General features: G+C 64.0%; 11 protein-coding genes, 1 tRNA gene and 1 pseudogene. 7 read left to right on the forward strand and 6 right to left on the reverse strand.

The features are described from left to right. Positions 1 to 144 precede the first annotated feature (144 nt). Both A5791_RS23060 and A5791_RS23065 read right to left on the reverse strand, forming a co-directional pair. Positions 145 to 969, reverse strand: a complete 825-nt coding sequence (locus A5791_RS23060) for a class I SAM-dependent methyltransferase (protein ID WP_067241867.1) — start codon at positions 967 to 969, stop codon at positions 145 to 147. 133 nt (positions 970 to 1102) lie between these two features. Further along, positions 1103 to 1840, reverse strand: coding sequence for a FadR/GntR family transcriptional regulator (locus tag A5791_RS23065; protein ID WP_067241869.1), 738 nt, complete (start codon positions 1838 to 1840; stop codon positions 1103 to 1105). A gap of 171 nt (positions 1841 to 2011) precedes the next feature. Here A5791_RS23065 and A5791_RS23070 point away from each other — a divergent pair. From A5791_RS23070 to A5791_RS23095, 6 genes and pseudogenes are all read left to right on the forward strand, one after another. Beyond that, positions 2012 to 3358 (forward strand): annotated as a pseudogene (locus A5791_RS23070) (carotenoid oxygenase family protein); the annotation flags it as partial. Then, a complete protein-coding gene (locus A5791_RS23075) occupies positions 3355 to 4509 on the forward strand; it encodes an acyl-CoA dehydrogenase family protein (RefSeq protein ID WP_067241871.1) in 1155 nt (384 codons plus the stop codon). The pseudogene A5791_RS23070 and the gene A5791_RS23075, both read left to right, overlap by 4 nt. Positions 4510 to 4576: 67 nt before the next feature. Continuing rightward, complete coding sequence (locus A5791_RS23080; RefSeq protein WP_067241873.1) at positions 4577 to 5056, forward strand: VOC family protein; 480 nt, start codon at positions 4577 to 4579, stop codon at positions 5054 to 5056. Beyond that, positions 5047 to 6495 (forward strand): NAD(P)/FAD-dependent oxidoreductase, encoded by a 1449-nt coding sequence (locus A5791_RS23085; protein ID WP_067241875.1) that lies wholly within the window; start codon positions 5047 to 5049, stop codon positions 6493 to 6495. Before A5791_RS23080 ends, A5791_RS23085 begins: the two co-directional genes overlap by 10 nt. Positions 6496 to 6574: 79 nt before the next feature. Next, positions 6575 to 7204 (forward strand): hypothetical protein, encoded by a 630-nt coding sequence (locus tag A5791_RS23090; protein ID WP_156661563.1) that lies wholly within the window; start codon positions 6575 to 6577, stop codon positions 7202 to 7204. Between the two features lie 191 nt (positions 7205 to 7395). After that, the gene (locus A5791_RS23095) at positions 7396 to 7857 is read left to right on the forward strand and encodes a hypothetical protein (protein WP_067241880.1); all 462 of its coding nucleotides are present in this window, start codon (positions 7396 to 7398) and stop codon (positions 7855 to 7857) included. Positions 7858 to 7973: 116 nt separating this feature from the next. Here the strand turns inward: A5791_RS23095 and A5791_RS23100 are convergent, their stop codons facing one another. From A5791_RS23100 to A5791_RS23110, 3 genes are all read right to left on the reverse strand, one after another. Continuing rightward, complete coding sequence (locus tag A5791_RS23100; RefSeq protein ID WP_082967087.1) at positions 7974 to 8570, reverse strand: adenylate/guanylate cyclase domain-containing protein; 597 nt, start codon at positions 8568 to 8570, stop codon at positions 7974 to 7976. 126 nt (positions 8571 to 8696) lie between these two features. Further along, on the reverse strand, positions 8697 to 9929 hold the full coding sequence (locus A5791_RS23105; RefSeq protein ID WP_067241881.1) for a serine hydrolase domain-containing protein: 1233 nt from the start codon (positions 9927 to 9929) through the stop codon (positions 8697 to 8699). Between the two features lie 277 nt (positions 9930 to 10206). Further along, a complete protein-coding gene (locus A5791_RS23110) occupies positions 10207 to 11028 on the reverse strand; it encodes an endonuclease/exonuclease/phosphatase family protein (RefSeq protein ID WP_082967088.1) in 822 nt (273 codons plus the stop codon). A gap of 125 nt (positions 11029 to 11153) precedes the next feature. On the opposite strand from A5791_RS23110, the gene A5791_RS23115 reads away from it, so the two are divergent. Continuing rightward, the gene (locus tag A5791_RS23115; protein WP_067241883.1) at positions 11154 to 11639 is read left to right on the forward strand and encodes a DUF456 domain-containing protein; all 486 of its coding nucleotides are present in this window, start codon (positions 11154 to 11156) and stop codon (positions 11637 to 11639) included. Between the two features lie 260 nt (positions 11640 to 11899). On the opposite strand, the gene A5791_RS26610 is transcribed toward A5791_RS23115, so the two are convergent. Continuing rightward, positions 11900 to 11975: transfer RNA gene (locus A5791_RS26610), tRNA-Gly, on the reverse strand. Positions 11976 to 12052: the final 77 nt, after the last annotated feature.

A 12052-nucleotide genomic window follows, 5' to 3' on the forward strand; every position in this document is an offset into this window, starting at 1 on the left:
AAGTCGTGTTTCGACCACTCGATTGTCAGCAGCAAAATATGGAGCACCGCCACGCCGCACCGCGGCGTTTCCAAATAGTGACGTGCGGCCGCCGTCGGCGCGTCAAGAGGCGCGCTGGTCGGTTAAGAAAGTGTCACGGGGCAGCTACTCGGCCTGGCTGGACTTTCGACCCCAGACGGCAACCACCAGGCCGCCGCGGTAGAGAAACGAAGGATCTTCCAGAGCGCGTTGCGCGTCCGACACGTCCGACTGCCCGACCACCCCGTTGGCGACCATGGCCTCATCCATGGGCCGGAAGGATTGAATCATCAACTGCGACATCGGGCTGCGACCGGGCCCGACCAACGCAACCGCTTCATTCCCGAGGTCGATCAGGTCCAGCTGCCCCATGTGGACCGGTAGCGTGCGGCCGTAGCGCAGATCCATTACCCCGGCTGCCGACAGGAACTTGATCCGGGCCTGAGCGCAAATGTCAAATCCCGCGGCGAAGGGATGAGCCGGGTCTGCCGCCTCAACCGTGCCGTTGTCGACGTCTTCGATCATCAGCCAGCCACCTGGCTTCAGCGCAGTGGCCAAGCGCCGGAGCACTGATACCGGATCGCGCAGATGCGCCACGACATTTCGAGCATGTACGAGGTCATACGACGACGGTTCGATGGGATCTTGGGTTATGTCGCAGTGACGGACCTCGACGTTTGGTGCGGTGATGTCGCCGAGAAACCGCACATCGAGGTCAGCGGCCACGACTTTCCCGCCGGGACCTACCCGTTGAGAAAGCCAGCGCGTCACGGACCCGGCGCCGGCACCCACCTCGAGGCATCGCCAACCGTCGGCGACACCGATCGCGTCGAGCTGGCGAAGCGTAGACGGGTCGTTGAACTGCTCGATCAGCCGAAGGCGCGTAAGTTCGTCGGCCGCTTCGTGGTCGGTCCAGAAATAGCCGCCGCTCCGGGTGTCTTGTTGGCTCAAGCGAGTCCTCTCAGAACGGCGGTCGGCGTGGTACTGGGCTACGGTATCGCGCGAATCTGCGGATATCAGCCGTTCTCGCTGAGCCGAACCGGCCCGTTGCGCACCGTCATTTGCGCCGAGCAAGGTCGTCCAGTCACCGCCAGGGGAGGTCGGTGTTCTCGCCGCGCCAGCGTGACGGCGGAATCATGGGTGCGCTGGCTAACCCGGATGTTTCCACGTGCCGTAGCGCGGCGTCGAGGTGCTGACGCATGCGGTGTTCGGCTTTCCGCGGGTCTGCGGCGGCGATGGCGTCAGCGATCGCCCGATGCGATCGTGCGGCTTCCTCGCGGTCGTACTGAGTGATGTCTTGTTCGGCGGCCGCCCAGCGGACGGCTTGCTCGACGGCGGCCAGAACCGTTGTGAGAAGGGCGTTTCGACTGGCCCGCACCACGAGTTCATGGAATTCGTGGTAGCCGTGTCCGTCGGGCGTGATGCCGCGCGCGGCGACCTCGGCGATCGCGGCTCGTTCCTCCGGTGACGCGTTCTCGGCGACGAGGGCCGTCGCCGCGGGTTCGAGCATCTTGCGGAACGCGAGCAGATCCCCCCATGTCGCACCCGTCAAAGTCAGCAATTGGACCAGCGAGCGGGCGGCTCGCTCAGGCTCGGGGTGACAGATGCGCACGCCACCACGTCCCTGGCTTGTCTCGGTAAGGCCTTCGGCGTCGAGCAACCGCAACGCAACCCGGACCGTTTCGCGACTGACGCCGAGCTGGCTGACCAGTTCGTTCTCCGCGGGCAGCGAGTCTCCCGGAGAAAGCTCACCGCTGAGGATCCGGCGCCGCAGTGCACCGGCGACAACGTCGGGGGCGCGAGGGGGTTTTGCAACAGTCATAACACTTAGTATACTAAGTCGCCATGGTGAGGATCCCGGAGGCCGCGGTATTGACCGGCGCGTTTCGCCCGATGAGGTTCGAGGCGACCGTCGAGGACTGCGTGACGACGTTCGGGGAGATTCCCCGAGAATTGTCCAGGCGGGTTCTATCGCGTCGGCCCGACGTTCAAACGCCCTACCAAGCAAGGCGGCAACGGGCTGCTCGCCATGGACGGCATGGTGCAAGGCCTCGTTTTCGACAACGGGCGGGCCGACTTTCGCAACCGCTGGGTACGCACGCCCAAGTACCTTCTCGAAGAGCGCCACGGGCGCGGCATGTTCTGCTGGGCCGACGGCGAGTGGAGCGACTGGCGCAACATCGGCTTCGGGCCCGCGATCCACGACGAATACACCCGCGGAATCCCGCAGGGCACCAACAACATCAACTGCTTCCCGTTCGCCGGCGAGCTCCTCGCATCGGGCGAGCAGGGCGGCCCGCCTATCGCGCTGGATCCGATAACCCTCGACACGCGAGGCATCGTCGGCTGGTCCACACAGCTGTCACGCGGCATCTTCGCCCAGGCATGCTTCGGCGACGCAGCGTTCACCGCGCACCCGAAGTGGGACCACGCCACCGGTACGTTGTACGGCTGGTCGTACAGCAACCGGTCGCCCTATGTGACGGTCCATGTGGTGCAGCCGGACGGCACCGTGACCTCACGTGAGCTATGGGACGCGCCGTACTGCTCCGAAGTCCACGACATGTGGTTGACGCCTCAGTGGATGGTGCTGCCGTTCCAGGGGTTCGCGTTCGACCCCGACCGGGTTCACCGCGGACTTTCGGTCCAAGCCTGGGATCCGGAGCTACCCGTCCTTCTGGGACTCGTGCCGCGCTCCGACATCGCGCACGGCGACATTCGTTGGATCACCGCAGAAGTCGAGCCGCAGTATGTGATGCACACGCTGTCTGCCAACGTCGATGGCGACACGCTCACGTTGGACGCACCGATCTTCAAGCGGCCGCCGTTTCCCCTCGACGTCGACCATTTCGAAGGTGAGGATGTGGCGCTGTTCTTCAATCTCGCACGCAGCACGCTGGGCCGCTGGAGCGTCGACTTGCCCAGCGGCACAGTCAAATCCGAGATGCTCAGCGACCGGCCCGCAGAGCTGCCGAAGGTTGACGAGCGACACTACGGACGCGGGCATCGGTGGGGTTACCTCATCGGGGGCGACGCGAAGGGCAACGGGATGCGTATGCACAGCCTCGTGGTGCGCGACCTCCATACCGGCGACGAGCAGGAGTACCGGCTGCGCCACGACCGGCCGTCTTTGGTGATGGAGCCGACGTTCGCCCCGCGCGAGGCCGATGCCGCCGAGGGTGACGGTTACCTCATCGTGCCGGTGTCGAGGTGGACCGAAAACCTCGGCGAATACGTCATTTTCGATACATATGACATCGCCGTCGGGCCGGTGTGCCGCATCGAAATCCCGTTCCTGCTGGGTTTCACGCCCCACGGACATTGGATGGATTTCCGGTGACCGGCACGCTCAGCGCCGCCGAAGAGAGCGAACTGCGCACGTCAGTGCACGGCATCGTCGCGAAGTTCGGCAACGACTACTTCACGCACTGCAGTGAGACCGGCCAACATCCTACCGAGCTGTGGAACGCGCTTGCGGCCGGCGGTTTCGTCGGGGTCAATCTTCCGGAGGAATACGGCGGCGGCGGAATGGGATTGACGGCGTTGAGCATTGTCGCCGAGGAGGCAGCCGTAGCCGGGTGCCCGGAGATCATGCTGATGATCTCGCCGGGCATTGTGGGCAGTCTGCTCACACGGCATGCCACCCCCGAACAGAAGCAGCGGTGGTTGCCGTCGATGGCCGCCGGTACTGCCAAAGTCGCCTTTGCGATCACCGAGCCGGACGCGGGCTCGAACTCCCATCACATCACCACCACCGCGCGTCGCGAGGGCAGCGCCTACCGCATCACCGGACAGAAGACGTTCATCACCGCCATCGACCAGGCCGACGCGGTGCTGGTGGTCGCCCGCACCGGAACGGATTCCGCGGGCCGCGCACAACTTTCACTATTCATGGTCGATCGCGACATGCCGGGGCTCGACATGCACCGCATTCCCATGACGTTCGAAATCACCGACAAGTCATTCGCGGTCTTCTTCGACAATGTCGCGGTGACCGCCGATCACCTTGTCGGCGGTGAAGGCAACGGCCTGCGCGTCGCATTCGACGGAATGAACCCAGAGCGGGTGATCATTGCCTCGATCTGCAATGGGGTCGGCCGCTACGCCATGGACAAGGCGATCGCTTATGCAGGCGAACGACAAGTGTGGGGCGTGCCGATCGGTGCTCACCAAGGCGTCGCACATCCGTTGGCCGAGGCCAAGATCGCGCTCGAAGCGGCCCGGCTGATGACGCGGCACGCCGCCGCCGGGGTGGACTCCGGCGCAGACGCGGGTGAGGCGAGCAACATGGCCAAGTTCTTGGCCGCGGACGCGGCAACTCGATGCGTCGACCAAGCCATCGAGGTGCACGGCGGCAGCGGCTTTACCCGAGAGGTCGCGCTGGCCAATATGTACGAATTCGTGCGGCTGTTCAAAACCGTGCCGATCACCCGCGCGATGGTCCTCAACTACATCGCCCAGCACAGTCTCGGCTTGCCGAGATCGTATTAGGAGGAGCGGCCTACCGGCGTAGCGATGGGTGGCTGACAAGGCTTGGGCGTATCGCTAATGTGAGAACGTGCTTACCGGCCTGGCCCACACTGGTGTGTGCGTGCCGGACTGCGATGCCGCCGTGGCGTTCTATCGGGACGTGCTCGGCATGCGGGTGCTCTCGCCGCCGTACGTGATGGACGGCGACGCGATCCGCGACGACATGGGTCAACTGGTCGCGAACCCCGCGATGAAGGCGGCGATCGTCGGCTTCGACGATGACGGCGACCGGGTGCTCGAGGTGATCGAGTACCTGCGTGCCGAGGGAACCGAGCAGCGGAGCAGCGCGGCACTCACGGACTTCGGCCTGTCGCATGTCGGATTGATTTGCGACGACGTCGAAGCCACCCGGGCGGACTTGGAAAGCAAAGGTGTGCGATTCCTTGTCGACGGCGTCGCCGATGTGGCCCGGGTGCGCACCACATGGTTCGTCGACCCGTGGGGAGTGGTGTTCATTCTTGTGGAGAAGAGCACGCCCGAGCGTCCCTACTTCGCGCAGTGGCCGTAAAACCGAGAGTCGCGATCATCGGCGCGGGCGCCGGTGGCATCGCGATGGGTATCCAGCTCCTCGACGGTGGTTGGGGGGAAGGGGATTTCACGATCTTCGACCGCGCCGACGGGTTCGGTGGGACGTGGCGACACAACACGTTTCCCGGCGCGGCGTGCGATGTGCCGTCACACCTGTACTCGTATTCGTTCGCGCTCAACCCGCGGTGGAGCAAGACGTACGCGAACCAGCCCGAGATTCTGGACTACCTCGAAGCGGTGGCGATCAAAGGCGGGCTTGACCGGCACCTACGCGCCAACACGCGGATCGCCACGATGCAATGGTCGGACCGCGACCAGCACTGGACGCTGACGACCGACGACGCCTGCCAGTACGACTTCGATGTGGTGGTCAGCGCGGTGGGAATGCTTGACGTGCCGAATATTCCAGCGATACCCGACGCGGAAGCGTTCCGTGGTCGCGCATTTCACTCGTCGCGGTGGGACCACAGTCGCTCGACCGCGGGCGAGCGCGTCGCATCGATCGGCACCGGGGCCAGTGCGATCCAGTATGTTCCGGCAATCGCGCCAGAAACCGCGCACCTCACCGTGTTTCAGCGCACCCCGATCTGGGTGGCGCCGCGGTTCGATTTCCCGTACACGCCTGAGCAGCAACAGCTGTTCGAGCGCGACCTGCGCGAGGCGCAGAAAATTCGCGACGAGATCTGGAACGCGTACGAGGCGTCGAGCTTCGACGCCGACGCCGACCAGATCCGCGAAGCCACCGAGCTTGCGTACAGCTACCTGATGCGCAAGGTGGCCGATCCCGTGCTGCGCGCAAAACTCACACCGGACTATCCGGCGGGGTGCAAGCGGCCGTTGATGTCACGCGAGTGGTTCCCCACCTTCGCGCTGCCGAACGTGCATCTGGAGACGTCGCCGATAGTCCGGTTCACTGAGCACGGGCTGCTGACCGCCGACGGCAACGAGCATCGGGTCGACACAGTCATCTACGGCACCGGTTTCAAGGCCGCCGACTACCTCAGCAGCCTCGACGTCTACGGCAGCGGCGGCCGACGGCTCCGCGACGATTGGCGCGAGGGCGCCGAGGCGTACCTGGGCACGCTCGTCGCCGGGTACCCGAATTTGTTCGTTCTGTACGGTCCAAACACCAACGGCGTCAACTCAATTCTGTATATCCACGAGGTGCAGTCCGATTTGGTCCGGCGCCTGCTGGACTTGATGGCGCAGCGGCGAGCCGGCGCGATCGAAGTGAAACGCGAAGCGCAGGACGCGTACAACGCCGAGCTCCAAGCGGCGATGCAGGGCAAGGTCTGGCTGGCGTGCGACAACTATTTTCGCCATCCGAGCGGCAAGGTCGTCACTCAGTTGCCGTTCTCCGGCGCGGAATTCGCCGGTCGTGCCCGCAAAGTGGTTGTCGAGGACTTCCACCTGCGCTGACGTTTCGCTGGCGACGGCCCGCGAAAAAGTTTGCTGTAACGCCCGTCGGACGTGCCATCGCGCGTAGACTCCGTGGTCCATGTATCAAGGGCCGGCGACATTGTTGCAAAACCAATCCCAGACCCGACGGGTGTTCTGGTTCGTCGGCGGCGGCATATTGCTGCTGACCGTTGTGGCGCTGCTCTTGGTCCCCGCGGGTTACAAGCGCTACGCCGCATACGCTGGCGCGGGCGCGATGTTGGCTCTGTACCCGGCGGCGTTGTCGCGCTCGTTCAAGCCGAAGCTCGTTCCCGTCAACCTGTACGTCGACCAGACCGGCATCTACGTCGACAACGCCCCGCTGGCGCGGCGCGAGGACATCACCCAGGCGTACATCAGGCCCGCTTTCGACAAGAAGACGCACCGCTACTCGGGCGGTTACGGATCGTCAATGGGTCCGTACCGCTTCAACATCACGACGCCGGCGTACCCTCTGACGCTCGAAATGTTGACTCGCAGCGGCCAGCTGAACATCGACCCGGGCGGCGAGGGCCCCGCCGGCGAAATACTGACTGCTCTCGGTATTCCCGTGACGACGTGCGCTCCGGACTACCGACCCCAGCCAAGCCGGAGTAGCTGGGTGGCCACGGCCGTCATCATCGGGCTGTTCCTGGCAGCGTTTGTCGGCTACTACTTCTTCATGGTGCACAAAACGATGCACCGCCACTGAGCTGAGAAACGCTGGCTCTTAAAAATTTTCGACCTCGAACCACCCGATCGCAGTTCAGGTCGGCTGTGAGCCCGATTCGCGCACTCGTGCGCATTAAGGGAGCATTGCTGGACGTCTCCACCGCAGCGACAAAATCGCGACATGTCCCGCACCGAGACCAAAGCGGTTAGCCACGAAACAGGAGCAGACTGATGTTCGACGATCCGGCGCGCCTTGCCAAGTTATTCACTCGTGCCAATGCGGTTATTCGACCTTTGCTTAAATCGCCGTTTCACTCGATCGTCAGCGGTCGCTTGATGCTCCTGAGCTACACGGGCGGTAAGACGGGCAAGCGGTACACCTTCGCGACCGGCTATTTCCCCTGGGATGACGGCGACTTAATCATTTTGAGCTCCGCCAACTGGCCCAAGACGATCGGCAGCGCCCGAAATGTGCAGGTACTCATCAAGCGCCGCTGGTTCGCTGCTCAGCCCACCGTAATCGGTCAACTCGAGCAGAAGGCAGACATTCTCGGTGAGTTCGCGAAGCGCAATGGGCCGCGAGCCGCAGGAGGACTGATGCTAGGCCTGCCGGCAGATCGTCAGCCAGACCGGCAAGAGCTGCTCGATGCGGCAGCCAAGACGACGATCGTCCGCTTCGCGTTAACGGGCTAGCGGGACAACGCCCACCTGATCAATACCGACGACCACACGGGAAGCATGGCCGCGCTGGGCGCGTTGAGGAGCGGGCCGACGCCGAGTCACGGCGGAAATGTTGTGCCGCTTGTGGGTTAGGCTCTGGTTGGTGTAGTGACCCGGTAGACCTCGACTCCTTCGGGCAGGCCCTTAAGGAGTTGTGGGCCAAGGCTTTCGAAGCACAGGCCCGAGCCCGCTGACAAATCTCGCACTGTCCGGCTCGTGAGCACCTCGCCTGCGCCCGCCAGCGCTCCAATGCGAGCGCCGGTGTGCACGGCCATTCCGCTCCATTCATCGCCGCGGCGTTCGCATTCACCGGTGTGCACGCCCGCGCGGATCGTGATGCCGCGCGCCGCGAGCGCGGGGACCAAATCCAACGCGCAGCGAGCCGCCTTGGTCGGCCCATCGAAAAGCGCGAACACCCCGTCGCCCGTGTGCTTCGCCCGGTGGCCGCCGTGCTTCGCCAACAGCAAGTCGACGACCTTGTCGTGAGCGTCGAGCTGGCGACGCCAGCGAGCATCACCGGTCGCACTGAGTTGCTCGGTGGAGCCGACGATATCGGTGAACAGCACGGTCTTCAGAATTCGCTCGTCGGCACTTTCGCTCGGCTTCTCGCAGACGAACTCCACAATCAACGCTGCTACCTGGGCGACGATGTCAAAGGGGCCGTGTGGTCCCGGCGGCAGTCGCACACGGACAACATGGCCGCACTCGGCGCGCTGGCGACCCCAACGCCGACTTACGGCGGCAACGTGATACCGCTACACGGCTAGGCGCTGGCCTGCCTGGGCGCCCGAAGTTGTGGCAGCATTCGACACTCAGCTTTGCGGCCTGGCTCCCAGAACATCCTCGAAGAGGGCTTTGCGCAGGGCGGACTCTCGCGGGTCTATCGCGTGGAATCCCAACTTGTTCATCGCGTAGCAGTACCCGATCCCGGTGTCTGGATCGGCGAACCCAAAGGAGCCGCCGAGCCCCGGCGTTCCGAACGCTTTATCCGAGGAACCAAAGGCAAGCTTCTCTGGGATGGGCCTGGCAAAGCCGAGGGAGTACGAGGTGTCGACGAGGAAGACCTTGTCGCGCAATCCGCGTGTAGGCGATATCGGGGGCATTGTCAGTGCGTCCAGGATGCCCGGAGTCAACCCGATGTCAGCACCCCCGGTGGCGGCGCTCCCGTAAAGCTTCGCGATCGAACGGGCGGTGCCGATGCCTCCCCCGGAGGGAATTTCGAGTACCCGCACTTCCTCGCGGTTGAAGTCTTGCGGAACTCTGAACCCTTTGGCGATGCGGCACGACCGGGCCGGCAGCCCCAACGGATTCAGCAGTCCCGAAAGCACGAAAGCCGGCGACATCGTGTCGAGGTGCAGCAGCATCTTGTACGGGGACCACATATGCAAGTGCGCTACGCGGTCGCGGTCCACTGAGGCCGGCAGCCCGATGCAGAAGTCCAGCCCCAGCGGTCCGGCGATCTCCTCGGAGAAGAACCGGCCCAGGGTGCGGCCCGCCGGGTCGACTCGGCGGATAAGTTCGGCTTCATACCAGCCGAGCGTCCAGCCGTGGTAGCCGTGCCTTGTCCCCGGGGTCCACGCGGGCGCCTGGGCTGCGAGCTTGGGCGACATCCTCGTCGGCTCTGCCAAGTCGGTCAGGGTGAGTGGCGGCTTGATCGCGGACAGTCCGGCTTGATGTGACAGCAGTTGCCGCACCGTGACCCTGTCCTTGCCGGCCTGCGCGAACTCCGGCCAGTAGTCGGCAACTTTGGCGTCGTAGGAGAGCAGCCCGCGCGAGGCGGCCAGCGCAACGGCAAGCGCCGCAACACCTTTCGTGGTGGAGAACACGTTGACCACGGTGTCGTGCTGCCACGGCGCCATGGTGACCCCATTGCGGAATCCGCCCCACAGATCAACGACTTTGCGCCCGTCGCGATAGACGGCGAAGGCGGCCCCGACCTCTTGGCCGCTGCTTAGGTTGCGACGAAAGGCGTCGGCCACCTTGCCGTATCGCTCGTCCACGTCTCCACTCATCAGATCGGGCGAGACCTTCACCTTTGGGACCATCTTTGCTCCATTGGCCTGGCTGAATGGGGTGGCGAGACTGCTATCGCTTGTAGTGGATGGTATTTGCGCGGTCATCGACACGTGGCAAAACGACAGACGCCGAGAAACAGCCCCGTAGACCGGGAACAGCAGGGACAGTTAGGGGACCGGCGCCCCTGTGCCCTGAAACAGACGGGCGAAACCCCTGGTCGCAGTGGAGCCGATGACGGGAATCGAACCCGCGTATTCAGCTTGGGAATTCTAGCCGTCTCTCGGACGCAAAAATGGTTCGGCCCGATTATTGCCCGGGGGCAGGGCACGCCAATTGGGCGACGACACCGAAATGATCGCTGGGCCAGACACCGCGGCGCGGCGCGTCGCATACGATGGCCGCGTCGAGCACCTTGCCCGCGCCGTCAGCGGTGGGCACGCCTACGAAGATGTAGTCGATGCGCTGCTCCGGTGTCGGGTCCTGCGCCGTGTACGGGTTGGTGTTGTTCCAGGTGAAGCCAAGCTCACCAGGATGGGTCACCTCGAAGGCGTCGAACAAGTGAAGACTGTGACCGTCCGATTCGTGCAGGCCAACGATGAATAGCACCTCGGTCGATTCCGGGCGGGCGTTGAAGTCGCCACAGACCATCGGGGGGAAATCGCCAGAGCCAGTCCCGACGAAGTCGACGAGCTGACGGACCTGTGCCTCGCGCACCCAGCCCTCGTCGAACCGGTGAGACAAGTGGGTTGAGGTGACCGACACCAGACGGTTGCGAACGCGGACATCGACGGTCAGCGCGCCGCGAGGCTCGATATTTGACCCCGCTAGGGTCAGCTGGAGCGCCCGCGAGTCGACGATCGGCCAGCGGCTCAGGACCGCGTTGCCGAAATCGCTGCGGCCGGAGCGAACGTACGCGGCGGCGTACACCGCGTCCATCCCGGTCTGCTCGGCCAGCCACGTCGCCTGACACAATTCCGGTGACCGAGTCGCCTCCTGCAACGCGACCACATCAGGGCGAATCTCGGTGAACCAGTCGACGAGCGCCTGCTTGCGCTCCTCCCAAAGGTGATCGCCCCAAATGTTCAACGTCATCACCGTCAGCACATCGTTCTGATCGGGTGACTTCACACCTCGATCCTATGAGGCACGATTTCTACGCAGAGATGTTCGCGTCCCGGCAACGGTCAGCGCCTGACGGGGCATGGCCCGTAGGGATGATCCCTGGCAGCGGCCACTCGAGATACGTTGAGAACATGAGTGCTGCCGGCATCGTCCTCGTAGCACTCGCGATCGCCGTCGGAATTATCGGCATCGTGGTGCCACTAGTGCCGGGCACGCTGCTGGTTTTTGTCGCGATCGTGGTGTGGGCCGTCGTCGAGAACAACATCACCGCGTGGGTGACACTCGGCGTGGTGGGCGCGCTGCTCGGCGTGGCGACATTGATCAAATACACCTGGCCTGTGAAGCGGATGCGAGCCGCCGACGTGCGCACGCTGAGTCTGGTAGCGGGCGCGATTGTGGGCATCATTGGTTTCTTCGTAATCCCGGTGATCGGCCTGGTGATCGGCTTCGTGCTGGGTGTCTACGTGGCGGAGCTGGCCGCCCGCGGAGACCAGCGGCTGGCATGGACCTCGACGAAGCACGCCGTGAAAGGTGTCGCGTTGTCGGTGGGTGTCGAGTTGGCTGCCGCACTGCTCGCCACCGCCGCGTGGGTGGCCGGGGTGTACCTAACCCAGTAGGCGCCTCGCTGAGAGCGTTGTACCCCGAATGGTTTCCAACGACTTCGTGCTCTCCTCGGCGACCAGGCCGGTGACGATCTGTTCGATGGGCAGCGCGTATTTAGTGATTCCCCAGGTGTCCTTGTGGTTGATTGCGGGATCGATCTAGACAGGTCGGGCCAGCAAACAGGTTCGGTGTGAGCATCTGACGGACCGACGGTCAAGGCGCTTTATCGCGAACTGATGGAGTACGGGTTTATAGCCGCTGAACTGCTCTTTCGTGGAGCCGATGACGGGAATCGAACCCGCGTATTCAGCTTGGGAAGCTGCTCTGAGCGTTCCTAAATGCTTTGCGGCGGGTTGCGTCCAGCAGAGTGGTGTACGAGTCGGGGCCCTGATCATCGGTACCGGCGTGTCGTAGCCGAGTGATTGAA

Origin of the sequence: Mycobacterium sp. 852002-51163_SCH5372311, assembly GCF_001667115.1 — a bacterium.
Lineage (GTDB): Bacteria > Actinomycetota > Actinomycetes > Mycobacteriales > Mycobacteriaceae > Mycobacterium.